The sequence below is a fragment of the Acidovorax sp. FG27 genome, assembly GCF_040365715.1.
Classification (GTDB): Bacteria; Pseudomonadota; Gammaproteobacteria; order Burkholderiales; family Burkholderiaceae_C; genus Paracidovorax.
Genome location: NZ_BAABVY010000009.1, coordinates 44,065 through 59,736, shown reverse-complemented (window position 1 = coordinate 59,736; position 15,672 = coordinate 44,065). Strand labels below are relative to the sequence as shown.

The 15,672-nt window shown below is 67.6% G+C and carries 12 protein-coding genes and 1 pseudogene; 9 read left to right on the top strand and 4 right to left on the bottom strand.

Going from position 1 to position 15,672, the window contains the following annotated elements:
• Nucleotides 1-56 precede the first annotated feature (56 nt).
• From scpA to ABWV53_RS07195, 8 genes and pseudogenes are all read left to right on the top strand, one after another.
• Nucleotides 57-2,222, top strand: a complete 2,166-nt coding sequence (gene scpA, locus ABWV53_RS07230; RefSeq protein ID WP_353364403.1) for a methylmalonyl-CoA mutase — start codon at nt 57-59, stop codon at nt 2,220-2,222.
• 135 nt (nt 2,223-2,357) lie between these two features.
• Nucleotides 2,358-2,567 (top strand): annotated as a pseudogene (locus ABWV53_RS07225) (GIY-YIG nuclease family protein); the annotation flags it as partial.
• A gap of 387 nt (nt 2,568-2,954) precedes the next feature.
• On the top strand, nt 2,955-3,965 hold the full coding sequence (meaB, locus tag ABWV53_RS07220; protein WP_353366660.1) for a methylmalonyl Co-A mutase-associated GTPase MeaB: 1,011 nt from the start codon (nt 2,955-2,957) through the stop codon (nt 3,963-3,965).
• Between the two features lie 30 nt (nt 3,966-3,995).
• Entirely contained in the window at nt 3,996-5,528 is a 1,533-nt protein-coding gene (locus ABWV53_RS07215) for an acyl-CoA carboxylase subunit beta (protein WP_353364401.1), read from the top strand.
• A gap of 149 nt (nt 5,529-5,677) precedes the next feature.
• The gene (locus tag ABWV53_RS07210) at nt 5,678-7,777 is read left to right on the top strand and encodes an ATP-binding protein (RefSeq protein ID WP_353364399.1); all 2,100 of its coding nucleotides are present in this window, start codon (nt 5,678-5,680) and stop codon (nt 7,775-7,777) included.
• Nucleotides 7,778-7,860: 83 nt separating this feature from the next.
• Nucleotides 7,861-8,364 (top strand): VOC family protein, encoded by a 504-nt coding sequence (locus ABWV53_RS07205; protein WP_353364396.1) that lies wholly within the window; start codon nt 7,861-7,863, stop codon nt 8,362-8,364.
• 365 nt (nt 8,365-8,729) lie between these two features.
• Entirely contained in the window at nt 8,730-9,827 is a 1,098-nt protein-coding gene (gene bioB, locus ABWV53_RS07200) for a biotin synthase BioB (RefSeq protein WP_353364394.1), read from the top strand.
• A gap of 136 nt (nt 9,828-9,963) precedes the next feature.
• Nucleotides 9,964-10,215, top strand: a complete 252-nt coding sequence (locus tag ABWV53_RS07195; RefSeq protein WP_353364392.1) for a hypothetical protein — start codon at nt 9,964-9,966, stop codon at nt 10,213-10,215.
• Nucleotides 10,216-10,308: 93 nt separating this feature from the next.
• On the opposite strand, the gene ABWV53_RS07190 is transcribed toward ABWV53_RS07195, so the two are convergent.
• The 4 genes from ABWV53_RS07190 to ABWV53_RS07175 form a co-directional block, all read right to left on the bottom strand.
• Complete coding sequence (locus ABWV53_RS07190) at nt 10,309-10,518, bottom strand: hypothetical protein (protein ID WP_353364390.1); 210 nt, start codon at nt 10,516-10,518, stop codon at nt 10,309-10,311.
• A 156-nt stretch (nt 10,519-10,674) separates the two neighbouring features.
• Nucleotides 10,675-12,747 (bottom strand): TonB-dependent receptor, encoded by a 2,073-nt coding sequence (locus tag ABWV53_RS07185; protein ID WP_353364388.1) that lies wholly within the window; start codon nt 12,745-12,747, stop codon nt 10,675-10,677.
• A gap of 164 nt (nt 12,748-12,911) precedes the next feature.
• Nucleotides 12,912-13,340, bottom strand: a complete 429-nt coding sequence (locus ABWV53_RS07180; protein WP_353364386.1) for a hypothetical protein — start codon at nt 13,338-13,340, stop codon at nt 12,912-12,914.
• Nucleotides 13,341-13,436: 96 nt separating this feature from the next.
• Nucleotides 13,437-14,489, bottom strand: a complete 1,053-nt coding sequence (locus tag ABWV53_RS07175; RefSeq protein ID WP_353364384.1) for a tyrosine-type recombinase/integrase — start codon at nt 14,487-14,489, stop codon at nt 13,437-13,439.
• A 128-nt stretch (nt 14,490-14,617) separates the two neighbouring features.
• Here ABWV53_RS07175 and ABWV53_RS07170 point away from each other — a divergent pair, with 128 nt between their 5' ends.
• Nucleotides 14,618-15,610: a DNA-binding protein gene (locus ABWV53_RS07170; protein ID WP_353364382.1), complete on the top strand. Its 993-nt coding sequence runs from the start codon at nt 14,618-14,620 to the stop codon at nt 15,608-15,610.
• Nucleotides 15,611-15,672 lie beyond the last annotated feature (62 nt).

The window sequence follows — 15,672 nt, the reverse complement described above, 5'->3', positions numbered from 1 at the left end:
ATGATTGACGTGGACGTCAACACCGCTCGGCACTGAAACCAGACCTTCGCAGAGACATGAGCCAAAGCAAATCCGATCCTCTCTTCAAGCCCGCCGACCTGGCCGCATGGGCCCAGGCCGCCGCCAAGTCGGCCCCGGGTGGCGATCTCTCTGCCCTCGACTGGGTCACGCCGGACGGCATCACCGTCAAGCCGCTCTACACCGCAGAGGACACGGCCGACTTGCCCTACGCCAATACCTTGCCCGGGTTCGAGCCCTATCTGCGCGGCCCGCAGGCCACCATGTATGCCGTGCGGCCCTGGACCATTCGCCAATACGCGGGTTTTTCGACCGCCGAGGAATCCAATGCGTTCTATCGCAAGGCGCTCGCAGCTGGCGGGCAGGGCGTGAGCGTGGCGTTCGATCTGGCCACGCACCGGGGCTACGACAGCGACCACCCGCGCGTGACCGGCGACGTAGGCAAGGCGGGCGTGGCCATCGACTCGGTGGAGGACATGAAGATCCTCTTCGACCAGATCCCGCTGGACAAGGTGAGCGTGTCCATGACCATGAACGGTGCCGTGCTGCCGGTGCTGGCAGGCTACGTGGTGGCGGCGGAAGAGCAGGGCGTGCCGCAGGAGCAGCTGAGCGGGACCATCCAGAACGACATCCTCAAGGAGTTCATGGTCCGCAACACGTACATCTACCCGCCCAAGCCCTCGATGCGCATCATCGGCGACATCATCGGCTACACCGCGAGGCACATGCCGAAGTTCAATTCCATCTCCATCAGCGGCTACCACATGCAGGAAGCCGGGGCAAATCAGGCGCTGGAGCTGGCCTTCACGCTGGCGGACGGCAAGGAGTACGTGAAGACCGCCATCGCCTCCGGCCTGGACGTGGACGCCTTCGCAGGGCGCCTGTCGTTCTTCTGGGCCGTGGGCATGAACTTCTACCTGGAGATCGCCAAGATGCGGGCGGCGCGGCTGCTGTGGTGCCGCATCATGAAGGAGACGGGCGCCAAGAACCCCAAGAGCCTGATGCTGCGCACCCACAGCCAGACCAGCGGCTGGAGCCTGACCGAGCAGGACCCGTACAACAACGTGGTGCGCACCACCATCGAGGCCATGGCTGCGGTCTTCGGCGGCACCCAGAGCCTGCACACCAACGCACTGGACGAGGCCATCGCCCTGCCCACGGAGTTCTCCGCCCGCATAGCGCGCAACACCCAGCTCATCATCCAGGAAGAGACGCACATCACCAACGTGGTGGACCCCTGGGCCGGCAGCTACATGATGGAAAAACTCACGCAGGACATGGCCGATGCCGCGTGGAAGGTCATCGAAGAGGTCGAGGCCATGGGCGGCATGACCGCCGCCGTCGATTCCGGCTGGGCCAAGCTCAAGATCGAGGCGGCGGCCGCCGAGAAGCAGGCGCGCATCGACTCCGGCAAGGACGTGATCGTGGGCGTGAACAAGTACAAGCTCGCCAAGGAAGACCCGGTCGACATCCTGCAGATCGACAACGTGAAGGTGCGCGACAGCCAGATCGCGCGGCTGAAGGAAATCAGGCAAAAACGCGACCCAGCGCAGGTGCAGCAAGCGCTGGATGCTCTCACTTTTGCAGCGGAAAGCGGCGAAGGCAATCTGCTCGACCTAGCGATCAAGGCGGTACGCCTGCGCGCCACGGTGGGCGAGGTGAGCGATGCGCTCGAAAAAGTCTATGGACGCCACCGCGCCGACACGCAGAAGGTGACCGGCGTGTATGCCGCAGCCTATGACTCGGCCGAAGGCTGGGACAAGCTCAAGACCGAAATCAACGCCTTCGCCGAGGCCGAAGGCCGCCGCCCCCGCGTGATGATCGCCAAGCTGGGCCAGGACGGCCACGATCGGGGCGCCAAGGTGGTGGCCACGGCCTTTGCCGACCTGGGGTTCGACGTGGACATGGGCCCGCTCTTCCAGACCCCCGAGGAATGCGCCCGCCAGGCGATCGAGAACGACGTGCATGCGGTGGGCGTGAGCACGCTGGCGGCCGGCCACAAGACGCTGGTGCCGGCCATCATCCAGTCGCTCAAGGACCAGGGGGCCGACGACATCATCGTGTTCGTGGGCGGGGTCATTCCCGCGCAGGACTACGACTTTCTGTACGACGCGGGGGTCAAGGGCATCTATGGGCCGGGCACGCCGATACCGGCCAGCGCGAAGGACGTGCTGGAGCAGATCCGCAAGGCGATTGCGGCGTGATTTCCGTGCCAGCCTCACCCCAGGCCGTTCGGGCTGAGCCTGTCGAAGCCGTGGCGCAGCCGGTGAAAGGCCGTTGTTCCGACTTTGTTGGAACGGCTTGTGCCATGGGCTTTCGCGGCTAACGGCCGTCTACGCATGCGCCCCTTCCACGTCTACATCCTTCGCTGCGCAGATGGCTCCTACTACGTCGGCCATACCGACGACATGGCGCTGCGCATGCAGCAGCACGTGGATGGGGAGGCGGGCTATACGTCGCTGCGCAAGCCCGTGGAGCTGCTGTGGCAGGGTGAATTCGAAACCCGCGAAGGTGCGCTGGCTTTTGAGTTGCAGGTCAAGGGTTGGTCTCGGGCCAAGAAGGAAGCGCTGATGGTGGGTGATTGGGGACGGGTGAGGGAATTGGCAAAGGCGCGTCGGCACCCTGGGAGTGACACCGTGCCCCGGCTTCGACAAGCTCAGCCCGAACGGGTGGGAGGAAGGGAAGCGCAGTCGTCTAAACCGACAGGGCATGGAGATAGCCCGACTAGCCCGAATCGCCCTGCACCGAGCGGAGAATCACCCCCACCCCCACCCCCACCCCCACCCCCGCCCGTTCAGCCTGAGCCTGGTGAAGGCAGGGCTCAGTCCGCAAACTTTCTGCACGACGGCCTCGCCGGCCAACCTGGCGGAGAACCAACCCCACCCCGAACCGTTCAGCCTGAGCCTGTCGAAGGTAGGGCACAGTCCGCAAACTGCCTGCACGACCGCGTCACCGGCCAACCCGGCCCCATTCAGCGCCGCGCCATCGCCAAGGCCATCACCCTGCTCGAATCCACCCGCGCAGACCACCGCGCCCAGGGCGACGAGTTGCTGACCGCGCTGCTGCCGCACACGGGCCAGGCGTTCCGCCTAGGGCTCAGCGGCGTGCCGGGCGTGGGCAAGTCCACCTTCATCGAGGCGCTCGGCCTCTTCCTCATCCAGCAGGGCCACCGGGTAGCCGTGCTCACCATCGACCCTTCCAGCACCGTCTCGGGCGGCTCCATCCTGGGCGACAAGACGCGGATGGAGCAGCTCTCCGTGCATCCGCAGGCCTACATCCGCCCCAGCCCGTCGAGCGGCACGCTGGGCGGCGTGGCCGAGAAGACCCGCGAGGCCATGCTGGTCTGCGAGGCCGCCGGCTACGACGTGGTGATAGTCGAGACCGTGGGCGTGGGCCAGAGCGAAACGGCCGTGGCCGGCATGACCGACATGTTCGTGCTGATGCAACTGCCCAACGCGGGCGACGACCTGCAGGCCATCAAGAAGGGCGTGATGGAGATCGCCGACCTGGTGGTCATCAACAAGGCCGACATCGACAAGAACGCCGCCACCCGGGCCGAAGCGCAGATCACCTCCAGCCTGCGCCTGCTAGGCATGCACGGCAACCCCGACCACGCCACCCATGGCGCCTTGTGGCAGCCGCGCGTGCTGCAGATCAGCGCGCTGCTGGGGCAGGGCGTCGAGTCGTTCTGGGAAGCCGTCACCCTCTACCGCAGCATGCAGACCGCCAACGGCCGCCTGGCGCTGCGCCGGGAAAGGCAGTCGCTGGCGTGGATGTGGGAACGCATCGACGCCGGCCTGAAACAGGCCTTCCGCCAGCACCCGGAAGTGCGCGCGCGGCTGCCCGGCTTGCAGGCCGACGTGGCCGCAGGCCGCGTCGCGGCCTCCACCGCAGCACGCAATCTGCTCGCAGCGCAGGCCAGTCCTGCGCTGCCAGCTATCGATTAAATAGCATCACCACCGAAAGAGCGACCGACCATGCAGGACATCCTCGAGCAACTGGAGCACAAGCGCGCACTGGCCCGGCTGGGCGGCGGGCAAAAGCGCATCGACGCGCAGCACAAGAAGGGCAAGCTCACCGCGCGCGAGCGGATCGAGCTGCTGCTGGACGACGGCACTTTCGAAGAGTGGGACATGTTCGTCGAGCACCGCTGCACCGACTTCGGCATGGAGGGCAACCGCCCGCCGGGCGACGGCGTGGTGACGGGCTACGGCATGATCAATGGCCGCCTCGTCTTCGTCTTCAGCCAGGACTTCACCGTCTTCGGCGGCGCCTTGAGCGAAACGCACGCCGAGAAGATCTGCAAGGTGATGGATCAGGCCATGAAGGTGGGCGCACCGGTCATCGGCCTGAACGACTCGGGCGGCGCCCGCATCCAGGAAGGCGTGGCCTCGCTCGGCGGCTATGCCGACGTGTTCCAGAAGAACGTGCTGGCCAGCGGCGTGGTGCCGCAGATCAGCATGATCATGGGCCCGTGCGCCGGGGGCGCGGTGTATTCGCCCGCCATGACCGACTTCATCTTCATGGTGAAGGATTCGAGCTACATGTTCGTCACCGGCCCCGAGGTGGTGAAGACGGTCACGCACGAGGACGTGACGGCCGAGGAGCTGGGCGGCGCCATCACGCACACCACCCGCAGCGGCGTGGCCGACATGGCCTTCGAGAACGACGTGGAGGCGCTGATGATGCTGCGCCGCCTCTACAACTACCTGCCGCTCAACAACCGCGAGAAGCCGCCCGTGCGGCCCAGCAACGACCCGGCCGACCGCAAGGACCTGAGCCTGGACACACTGGTGCCCGACAACCCCAACAAGCCCTACGACATGAAGGAGCTGATCCTGAAGACGGTCGACGACGGCGACTTCTTCGAGCTGCAGCCTGACTACGCGAAGAACATCGTCATCGGCTTCGCCCGCATGGAGGGCCAGACCGTGGGCATCGTCGCCAACCAGCCGCTGGTGCTGGCCGGCTGCCTGGACATCAAGTCCAGCATCAAGGCCGCCCGCTTCGTGCGTTTCTGCGATGCGTTCAACATCCCGGTCATCACCTTCGTGGACGTTCCCGGCTTCATGCCCGGCACAAGCCAGGAGTACAGCGGCATCATCAAGCACGGCGCCAAGCTGCTCTATGCGTATGCCGAATGCACCGTGCCCAAGATCACCGTCATCACCCGCAAGGCCTACGGCGGTGCCTACGACGTCATGAGCTCCAAGCACCTGCGCGGCGACGTCAATCTGGCTTGGCCCAACGCCGAGATCGCGGTGATGGGCGCCAAGGGCGCGGTGGAAATCATCTTCCGCGAAGACAAGAACGACCCCGCCAAGCTCGCCGCCCGCGAGGCGGAATACAAGAAGCGTTTCGCCAACCCGTTCGTCGCCGGCGCCCGGGGCTTCATCGACGACGTCATCCTGCCGCACGAGACCCGCAAGCGCATCTGCCGCAGCCTGGTGATGCTGCAGAACAAAAAGCTGGAGAACCCGTGGCGCAAGCACGGGAACATCCCGCTGTGAGCGGCGCGACCTGAGCCCTGATGCGTAGTCGCCTGGCCCCGCCGCGGCACTGCCGCGCACCCTGGCCGGGCGGCTGAACCCCCAATACCTTGACATCACCCCGCCCCCGGCTCGAGGGGCAAGAGAGCTTCGGGAAGAGACACACCACCATGTTCACCAAAATCCTCATTGCCAACCGGGGCGAGATCGCCTGCCGCGTCATCGTCACCGCCCGCAAGATGGGCATCGCCACGGTCGCCGTCTATTCCGACGCCGACAAGGAAGCCCGCCACGTCAAGCTGGCCGACGAGGCCGTGCACATCGGCGCGGCGCCCTCGCGCGAATCGTATCTGCTGGCCGACCGCATCATCGCCGCCGCCCAACAGACCGGCGCGCAGGCCATCCACCCCGGCTACGGGTTCCTGAGCGAAAACGAGGCCTTCGCCCAGCGCTGCGAGGACGAAGGCATCGCCTTCATCGGCCCCAAGGCGCACTCCATCGCCGCGATGGGCGACAAGATCGCCTCCAAGAAGCTGGCCAACGAAGCTAAGGTCAACACCATCCCCGGCTGGAACGACGCCATCGAGTCGGCCGAGCGGGCGGTGGAGATCGCCCGGGACATCGGCTACCCGGTGATGATCAAGGCCTCGGCCGGCGGTGGAGGCAAGGGCCTGCGCGTGGCGTATGACGACAAGGAGGCGCTGGAAGGCTTCGCCGCGTGCCAGAACGAGGCACGCAATTCCTTCGGCGACGACCGGATCTTCATCGAGAAATTCGTGCAGCAGCCGCGCCACATCGAGATCCAGGTGCTGGGCGATTCACAGGGCAACGTGATCTACCTGAACGAGCGCGAGTGCTCCATCCAGCGCCGCCACCAGAAGGTGATCGAGGAGGCGCCGTCGCCCTTCATCAGCGACGCCACCCGCAAGGCCATGGGCGAGCAGGCGGTGGCGCTGGCCAAGGCGGTGAAGTACCAGTCCGCCGGCACGGTCGAGTTCGTCGTCGGCAAGGACCAGGACTTCTACTTCCTCGAGATGAACACGCGCCTGCAGGTCGAGCACCCGGTGACCGAGTGCATCACCGGGCTGGACCTGGTGGAGCTGATGATCCGCGTGGCGGCGGGCGAGCCGCTGCCTTTGAGCCAGGCCGACGTGAGACGCGACGGCTGGGCCATCGAGTGCCGTATCAACGCCGAGGATCCGTTCCGCAACTTCCTGCCCTCGACGGGACGGCTGGTGAAGTTCCAGCCACCGGCGCAGAACCTGTTCGCGGGTGGCGTGGGGGACTCGGGCGCTGCCCCAGCCGGCGTCGCGGCTGCGCACGATGCCGGCACGACGGGCTACGGCGTGCGGGTGGATACCGGCGTGTACGAGGGGGGCGAGATCCCGATGTACTACGACTCGATGATCGCCAAGCTGATCGTGCACGGCATCGACCGCGACGACGCGATGCGCAGGATGCGCGCCGCGCTGGGCGGCTTCGTGATCCGCGGCATCAGCAGCAACATCCCGTTCCAGGCGGCGCTGCTGGCGCATCCGCAGTTCGTCTCGGGCGACTTCAACACGGGTTTCATCGCCCAGCACTATGCCCACGGCTTCCACGCCGAGGACGTGCCGCACGACGACCCGCTCTTCCTGGTGGCCCTCGCCGCGTTCATGAACCGCCGCTACCGCGCACGGGCCTCGGGCATCAGCGGTCAGTTGGCGGGCCACAACGTGAAGGTGGGCGAGCGGTTCGTGGTGGTGGTGCTGGGCGCCGATGGCCAGCACCAGCACCACGAGGTGTCGGTCACCGATTTCGAAGGCAAATCGGGCTCCAGCGCCGTATCCGTGGGCGGCAAGAGCTATCAAATCAGTAGCGCTGCGACTCTGGGCGAGATCCGCGTGCAGGGCCAGTGCAACGGCGCGTCCCTCACGGCGCAGGTCGAGCGCGGCACGCCGCGTAACCCGCTGGCGCTGCGCATCGTGCACAACGGCACGCAGATCGACGCGATGGTGCTGTCGCCCCTGGGCGCGCAACTGCACCGCCTCATGCCCTACAAGGCGCCGCCCGACCTGAGCAAGTTCCTGCTCTCGCCCATGCCGGGCCTGCTGGTGCAGGTGGCGGTGGAGCCGGGCCAGAAGGTCCAGGCGGGCGAAAAGCTCGCCGTGATCGAGGCGATGAAGATGGAGAACATCCTCTTTGCCGCGCAGGACGGGGTGGTGGCCAAGGTGTTGGCCGGGCGGGGCGAGTCGCTCGCGGTCGATCAGGTGATCGTCGAATTCGAGTGAGTTGTCACAGCCATTTGGGCTGCTGGCGCCCGTCTCATAAGCGCCAGCAGCTATTAATTCAATAGCACACAGGAAGCGGCAGCATGCATCCATCCCACCCCAGCCCTTCGCCGGCGGCGCCAGCGGGCCCACGCCCGTTCAAGGTGCTGGGCATCCAGCAGATCGCCATCGGCGGCACCGACAAGGAACGGCTCAAGACCCTCTGGGTGGACATGCTGGGCCTGCGCCCTACCGGCACCTTCCGCAGCGAGCGCGAGAACGTCGACGAAGACATCCTGGCCATGGGGCAGGGCGCCCATGCGGTAGAGGTGGACCTGATGCAGCCGCTGGACCCCGATGCCAAGCCCGCAGTGCACGCCACGCCCTTGAACCACGTCGGCCTTTGGATCGACGACCTGCCGGCCGCTGTGCAATGGCTGGCCGGGCGCGGCGTGCGTTTCGCGCCCGGGGGCATCCGCAAGGGCGCGGCGGGGCACGACATCACCTTCCTGCACCCCAAGAGCAACGACGAGTTTCCGATTGCTGGCGAAGGGGTGCTGATCGAGCTGGTGCAGGCGCCCGCCGAGGTCATCGCAGCGCTGGGCTGACCGATTCCAGCTTGCCTGCTGGTTCGCCCGTCCGGGCGCTGCGACCAACTTCGCGCATCTCCGGCGGCGAGGTGTGGCTGTGCCGTGCGAATTGGCGGCTTATGCCAGCGTTTTCAGCGCAATTGCCGCGGCGCCTGACCACGGTCCCGCAACGTCGGGCATCTGCAGCCAAATGGGTGTCAGGTTGCATCAATTCACGGAGCGAATTGAGCGATGTTGCGGGCACTTTTAGGCCCCCATGTTTCTGCGCCGCAGCCCTGGCCCGCTCGCTTTTTCTGCCACAGAATCCGCCCATTCCGCACTGCTGGCCGCCCTCGGGTCGGCACCGCCGCTCCGCAACATCGCCGTAGAAACGTATTGCCGTCATGACTCTCACCGCTTCCGCCGCCATCGCATCCCCCTCCGACACCGCTCAAGACACGGTGGCCGCCCGCAGCCAGGCGCTGGCCCAGGCCGTGCAGCTGCATCGCCGTCCCGCCGCGCCGGCCGCACCCGCCGGGCCATGGTCGGTCGAGGCCATCCAGGCGCTGCTGGACAAGCCGTTCATGGACCTGCTGTTCCAGGCCCAGACGGTGCACCGCGCGCACTGGCCCGCCGGCGATGTCGAGCTGGCCACCCTGCTGTCGGTGAAGACCGGCGGCTGCCCCGAGAACTGCGGCTACTGCCCGCAGTCCGCCGAATTCGACACCGGCGTGAAGGCCCAGAAGCTGATGAGCGTGCAGGAAGTGACCGCCGCCGCCCAGGCCGCCAAGGACGCGGGCGCCACGCGCTTTTGCATGGGCGCGGCCTGGCGTGCCCCGAAGGACCGCGACATCGAGAAGATGGGCGAGCTGATCGGCGCGGTGAAGGGCCTCGGCATGCAGACCTGCGCCACGCTGGGCATGCTGGAGTCGCACCAGGCGACCGCGCTGCGCGACGCGGGGCTGGACTACTACAACCACAACCTGGATACGGCGCCCGAGTACTACACCGACGTGGTCAGCACCCGCCAGTACCAGGACCGGCTGGACACGCTGGCGCACGTGCGCGCCGCGGGCATCAGCGTGTGCTGCGGCGGCATCATCGGGATGGGCGAGGCGCCGGTCCACCGCGCCGGGCTGATCGCCCAGCTCGCCAACATGGAGCCGTACCCGGAATCGGTGCCGATCAACAGCCTGGTGCGCGTGCCAGGCACGCCGCTGGCGGACAGCGCCCCGGTGGACCCGTTCGATTTCGTGCGCGTCATCGCGGTGGCGCGCATCACCATGCCGCGCGCGCGGGTGCGGCTTTCCGCCGGGCGCCAGCAAATGGGCGAGGCGGTGCAGGCGCTGTGCTTCATGGCGGGCGCCAATTCGATCTTCTACGGCGACAAGCTGCTGGTGACGGGCAACCCCGACGTCGAGGCCGATATCCAGCTGCTGGCCAAGCTGGGCCTGCCCGGCCATCGCACGACCGCGTCGGGCGGCGGGGCGGGCGGGCACTGAGCCGCAGGGGCCAGGCAACCACCGAGTGGGTGTCGCGTCAGGCGCGCCGTCGGCCTACGCAGCCAGGGCACCCGCTTTCGCACAATGGCGGGCAGATCCCGCAGCCCACTTCATCCGCCCCAGAGGAGCCCGCGCCATGACCGCCACCACTTCCGCATCCGCCCAGCAAGAAACCGTGTTCGGCGTGGCCGATGGGGCCACCTATTCCGGGTTGCTGTGCCTGGGCGATGACGGGCGGTACTACTTCTCGCAAGCGCAGGTGGACGGTCACAACCTGCCCATGCCCGACCAGCGGTGGGCATCGCGCGACGAGGCCGTCAAGGTTCTGGCGGCCATGGCTTCCGGCAGCCTCGCGGCCCCCTCGACCCAGCCGCCCTCGGCCAGCTAATCGGCAAGCGGCTCTGCCAGCGCGCCCGGGCTCGCCCGGGCACTGGCCGGCTGTCTCGTCAGCCGTTGGCGGTGATATCGCGCTGGCGCGGCATCAACGCGACCATCTGCGGCCGGGCTTTTCCTTCACGGTGATGTCCACCGCCTTTTGCACCAGCGGCTTGCCGGTGACGGGGTCGGTTGCGACGACGTCTTCCAACTGCAGCTTCTGCACTTCCGTGTGGGTGGATTGCTCCAGGTCGTCGAGCACGGCGGCGACCTGCTTCTCGGCCTTCTCGACCGCGGCGGATGGGGTGGGCGACATGGTGTTCCTCGCAAAGGGCTTGGCCGAAATCGTCCCAGGTTCGCGCCGGTATCCCTCGCCAGGATGCCGCGCATCCGTGTCGGTCGACATCCCGAACCGCCGGCGCCACGCAGCCCCCACTCGCTGGCACGTGCGGGCCTCGAATTGGTGCGTGGGCTACCACTTTACGTTGAGCGAGACATAGGCAGTGCGGCCGGCGTCCGGAGAGAAGCTGGGCTGCGCGCTGCCGGCCGGCCAGAAGAAGTTGTCCCACCAGACGTAGGCAAACCGGCGGTTGGTGACGTTCTTCACCTGCAGGTCGACGCTCACCGTCCTGGACAGGGCATACCGGGCATTGAAGTCCAGCAGCGCGAAGTCGCCGAACTTGCCCTGCGCGTTGAGATCGTCGATGAAATAGCTGCCCTGTGCGCGGGCCTGCAGGCCCAGGCGCAGCGGCTCGCTCGCCTGCCAGTCCACGCCGGCATTGCTGATGTGGCGGGGCGTGGAAAACACCTCCTTGCCGGCAAGCGACGCGCCCGAGGCGGTGAAGCCGCGGCGCACCTTGGCCTCCTGGATCGAGTGCGACGCCCACAGCGTGACCGTGGAGCCGACGCGGGTGGAGGCCTGCAAGTCGATGCCGTGGCGGCGGGTGGCGCCAAGGGCCACGTTGGTCCCCGTGCTGGGCATGTTGGCCACCTCATCGGTGGCGTTCTGGCGCCACACGGCCACCCGCAGTTCGGTGCGGGCGGAAGGCTTGTACTTCACCCCCAGCTCGACGCCGGTGTTGATGGACGGCGTGAAGGTCTCCTGGCCCGGCGCCGTGAGGTAGGCCGGTGCGCGTGAGCCGGTCAGGATCTGGAAGGTGCGGCCCCAGTTGGCATAGACGCTGGTGGCGTCGCTTACGCCGTAGACCATGCTCAGCTTGGGCTGCCTGATCCAGCCGTAGTCCTGCAGGCGGCCGGTGGCGCCGCTGGGGCTCAGGGTGGTGTGTCCGCTGAACTGGTCCAGCCGCAGCCCGGGGATGATCTTGAGCCGGTCGCTCGCCTTGAAGATGGCCTGCACGTAGGCGCCCACGTTGTTCAGCGTGTAGCGGTCGTCGTTGGACACGTGCGTGGGGTTCTCGAAGCGCGTGGGCACGGCGTAGGCGTAACGCAGGCGCTGGTACAGGTTCTTCTGGCGTTCGAGCTGGATGCCGCCGTCCACCGTCCACGCATCGCTCGCCCGCCAGGTGGCCGTGCTCATCAGGCCGGTCTGGTCTTCGTCCCACACGCGCCGCTGGCGCGGCAGGTTGTTCAGGCTGCGCGCTGGGCTGGCCGTGAAGGTGACGCGGCGGTCGTCGTCGTAGTGGTTGAAATAGAGCTTGTTGCCGATGAACAGCGTGGGGGTGGCCTGCCAGTCCAGATGCAGGCTCACGTGGTGCATGCGCCGGTCGTCGGCGTCATGGGCGTTGTGCGCGGCGGACTGGCGCCGGTCCTGCTGCATCGCCGTGGCGGTGAGGAACCCGGGTTCCTCGGCCTGATGGGCATAGAGGCGAACCACGGCGCCGGCCTTGAGCCGCCCGTCGTCCGAGGTCAGGAACCACTTGCCGCCCAGCGTGTACTTCTCGGAATCGGAGTGCGCCCGGCTGCCGTCCGACACCTGGTGCGCCAGAAAGTAGTTCTGGGCGAAGCCGCCCGACTCGCGGCCCAGGGCGACCTGCACTTCGCGCGTGCCGTGGCTGCCCACGGTGGCGCGGGCATCGGTGTACTGGCCGCCCTGGCGGGTGCCGAAGTTGATGTTGCCGCCGATGTTGTGCAGGCCGTAGCGCGGGTCGTTGGTGCCGCGCACGACCTCGATGTAGTCCAGCTCCAGCGGAAAGATCATGTCGATGAACCGCTGGTTGCCGCTGTTGACGTTGCTGGGAATGCCGTCGATGAGCACCTTGATGCCGTTGATGTAGCCCTCGCCATTGAAGGCACGGAAGGTGGCCTTGCCCGACTCGGCGCCCATGCGCGTTTCGGTCAGCTGCACGCCGGGCAATTGGCCCAGCAGCTCCCAGCTCTGCATCACGTTCTTGTCCTCGATCTTGTCGGCGCCGAGGATGTCCACCGATGTGAGCAGGCTGGTGGGCGGCAAGGCGCCGCCGGCGCCCGAATGCACGGGCACTTCGCCCAGGGTGACGACGGAATCGCCGGCGGCGTGCGCGGCGCTTTGCAGGCAGACGAGGGCGGCAGCCACGACGACGGGCCGCATGTGGGAAGGGAAAGGCACGAAAAGACTCCCGGGGGCCAGCGGCCCCACTCAAGGCGATGAACGGAAAGAAGCCATGCGCCCTCGCACGCCCCGGCGCGTGCGGCGCGAATGCGCCAGTGCCGGGGGCGGGGCAGGCGGCGCCATGCGCTCCCGTTGGCAGGAGCGGCGTGGCGCGGTCGAAGTCAGGCGTTCAGCGAGGGAGGAGCACGGGTCGCCGGGATGAGCCACGCAGGCTCGGGATGGCCGGTGCGCGGGCCGTGGCGCGGCGCGGGTGGCTGGTAGGCGGCGCCAGCTCCGTGGCCGGAGGGAGCGCCGCCCTGCGCGAGGTGCTGCCCGGCCAGGTGGGCGCAGACCACGCAGGCGTCCGCCGTGTGGGAGTCATCAGATTCGGCGGGTGCAGCCGGCAGGGCGGCGACGCCTGGTGCAGCGATGGCGGCCGGGCCCGGTGCGGCCATCGTGGCCGAATTCAGCAGTGCCGACAGGCGCGGCGAAGCGGTCGCGGGCGCATGGACGCCGAGGTGCGTCAGCTCGTGCGCCCACGGCAATACCACCGTGCTGCCCAGGGCCAGCCACAGCAGCCCTATGAAACGGTGAACCCAGGCGCGACGCATCGGCCGGGATGATAACTGCGTGGATCCCCCCGGCCGGCGGCCCAGCACGGCGCCGATCAAGACGCGCCGAGCGAAGGCCGCCAGCCTGAGCCGCCTTCAGAGCAGCCGGGCGCCGGGGTTGTCCTTGGACGGACGGTAGTACGCCACCACGCTCGCCACGCTCCGGTGGCCGGTCATGGCCATGGTGTCGGCCAGCGGCACCTTCTGCAGCGCGGCTTCGGTCACGAAGCCCGACCGGAGCGAGTGCGCCGAGAACACCTCCGGCAGTCCGGCGAGCTGGGCACGTGCTCGCACGATGTCGCGCACGGCGGCGGGCGACAGGGCATCGCCGAGATGGCCACCCTTGCGCACCTGCCGAAAGATCGCTCCGTCCTGGATCCCTGCCACCTCCAGCCAGGCTTGCAAGGCCTCGCCGGCCATGCCTTCCAGCGGCTTGTAGTTCTCTGGGCGGTCGGCGGCCGCCTGGTTGCTCTTGGAGTGCTGCAGCGCGTAGGTGAAGCTGCCGTCGCCGCCTCGGCGCAGGTTCTTCATCAGCGCGCCCGCCACCTCGGAGCGGCGGCGTCCTCCTGACGCCCAGGCAAAGAGGAGGAGGGCACGGTCGCGCACGCCCTTGAGCGAATCGTCGCAGGTGTCGAGCATCGCCAGGAGCGGGTCTTTGGTGAGCGCGTCCTTCTTCTGCGGCAGCGCGCCCCGCTTGCCATACGCCCGCCGGATCTTCGTCATCAGCTCGCGCACCTGCGGATCCTGGCAGGGGTTCTTCAACTCGCGCAGCCGGTGGGCCTTGGACAACACGGCGATGCGGTGGATGAGGGTGTTGAGCGCCATCGGCCCTGGCTTGCCCTTGAATCCGGCCCGGACCAGCGCGTCGTCCACCGGGGAGGGCAGGTCGTGGGCCAGCCCATCGGCGGTGGTGCGCTGCGCATGGTCCACGATGAATTGCAGCACAACAGTCGCGGGCAGGGGCAGGGCGATGGCCTGCCCGTAGCGCAGGCCGAACCAGGCAGCCCAGTAACGCAGGGCGGATCGGTAGCTGGCCAGCGTATTCACCGATTCGCCTTCGCGCATCAGGTCATCGACAGCCTCCGCCGTCACCTGCGACAACGTGGAGGGCTCAAGCGCGGGAAAAGCGGTCTGGAGAGGCAAAAGCATGATGGGTTGGCGTTAAACAGGTCTAATGTATTGTAAACAATACATACGACATAGTATAAAATACATATTTATTAATTAGCTCGCGATAAACATCGATTATCGTGGGTAAAAAGCGGAAGGAGCGTGCAATGCAGCCTGCAATCGTTCGAGGCCCTCGTGGCGTGCGGTTGGAAGACGTCTGGACGGCGGCCGATGCCGTCCTCGCCCAGGGCGACCGCCCGACCATCGAACGGGTGCGCCAGCAGCTCGGGCGCGGTTCCCCCAACACGGTGGGCCCGATGCTCGACAGCTGGTATGCGCAGCTGGCCCGCCGCCTGCAGCCGCCCAGCGCGGCGGCAACGGACGCAGCCAGCACGGAGGAGGGCCTGCCCGGCCCGGTGGCACGGGCGGCCAGGGCGCTGTGGGGAAGGGCGGTGCAACAGGCTGACGAAAAGGCCACTGCACAGTTGGAGACGGCGAAGGCCGAGCTGGCCCTGCAAGCCGATGCCCTGCGCCAGGCACAGGCCGCACTGGCCGACGACGCACAGAGGCTGGCGGATCGCAGCGCTGCCTATGCCCTGGCGTTGCAGGCCAAGGACGAGCAGATTGCCGAGCTGGGCCGCCTGAACGAGGCCCAGCAGCAACAGCTGGCCGACATGCAGCAGCAACTGGACGGCGCTCGCGCCGACTGCGCGCAGCTGCGCCAGACTGCCGAGACCGACCGGCGCCAGCATGAGACCCGGGAAACGGAATACCGCGCCGAGCGGTCCCGATGGGAAGACCGCGCCCAGGCGCAGGAGCGCCGGCTGAACGCGGAGGTCGACCGGGCGCGGCAAGAATCCAGGTGCCTCTCGCAGCAGTTGGAGCAAGACGCGAAGAAAGCGTCCAAAGCGGCGGCGGACGCGCTCGACCGCATCAAGGAGCTGGAAGCCCAGCTCGCCCGACGGCAGATCGACACGGCGAGCCTGCTGCAGGAGTTGGAGTCCGCTCGGGCGGAAGTGGCGGGACTGCAGGCGAGGCTCGACGAGCGGGACCGCCAGACCTTTGCCGTCCTGCAGGAGTTGCGGGACCGCTTGCCGGCCACGCCCACGCCGGAAACCGTGGCGGCTGCGAGGCCTCGGAAAGTCCGGGTCAGGCGGTAGGCGGCGGTTGCTGAGGCGCTGCGGGCGCCGAGTGCTCCCGGTGGACAGCGGTCACGCCTGGT

Coding starts and splice junctions, on each gene's coding strand:
- scpA (WP_353364403.1), top strand. CDS start 57: ATGAGCCAAAGCAAATCCGATCCTCTCTTCAAGCCCGCCGACCTGGCC.
- ABWV53_RS07215 (WP_353364401.1), top strand. CDS start 3,996: ATGCAGGACATCCTCGAGCAACTGGAGCACAAGCGCGCACTGGCCCGG.
- ABWV53_RS07210 (WP_353364399.1), top strand. CDS start 5,678: ATGTTCACCAAAATCCTCATTGCCAACCGGGGCGAGATCGCCTGCCGC.
- ABWV53_RS07205 (WP_353364396.1), top strand. CDS start 7,861: ATGCATCCATCCCACCCCAGCCCTTCGCCGGCGGCGCCAGCGGGCCCA.
- bioB (WP_353364394.1), top strand. CDS start 8,730: ATGACTCTCACCGCTTCCGCCGCCATCGCATCCCCCTCCGACACCGCT.
- ABWV53_RS07195 (WP_353364392.1), top strand. CDS start 9,964: ATGACCGCCACCACTTCCGCATCCGCCCAGCAAGAAACCGTGTTCGGC.
- ABWV53_RS07190 (WP_353364390.1), bottom strand. CDS start 10,518: ATGTCGCCCACCCCATCCGCCGCGGTCGAGAAGGCCGAGAAGCAGGTC.
- ABWV53_RS07180 (WP_353364386.1), bottom strand. CDS start 13,340: ATGCGTCGCGCCTGGGTTCACCGTTTCATAGGGCTGCTGTGGCTGGCC.
- ABWV53_RS07175 (WP_353364384.1), bottom strand. CDS start 14,489: ATGCTTTTGCCTCTCCAGACCGCTTTTCCCGCGCTTGAGCCCTCCACG.
- ABWV53_RS07170 (WP_353364382.1), top strand. CDS start 14,618: ATGCAGCCTGCAATCGTTCGAGGCCCTCGTGGCGTGCGGTTGGAAGAC.